This is a genomic window from Pseudoalteromonas sp. S3776, from assembly GCF_005886915.1.
Lineage (GTDB): Bacteria > Pseudomonadota > Gammaproteobacteria > Enterobacterales > Alteromonadaceae > Pseudoalteromonas.
The window spans coordinates 1-222 of record NZ_PNCU01000215.1; the positions used below are offsets into that span (position 1 = coordinate 1).

Annotated in this window: 1 protein-coding gene; it reads left to right on the forward strand. The window is 52.7% G+C overall.

Going from position 1 to position 222, the window contains the following annotated elements:
- Positions 1 to 222 (forward strand): hypothetical protein (locus tag CWC16_RS20140; RefSeq protein ID WP_212747469.1); only part of this gene is annotated, 222 nt, incomplete at both ends.

The following is a 222-nucleotide window of genomic DNA, read 5'->3' on the forward strand; positions in this document are numbered from 1 at the left end:
GTCGCCGAGGCCGTTTTAGCGCTGCTTACTGAAGAAGTGAAAGGGCAGCCCATCAGCGAGGTGATGCCTCTATACCATGAAGGCAGCGATCGGCCCATAGAAGATCAGATGGCGGTGTGCATGCGCAGCCAGCAAACGGTTAGTTTGCCGGATTCGACCTGTTTTCGGAATCATCTCGGATTGGAGTTTGCAATTGATGATTCCTGCTCGCCGATTTACAAC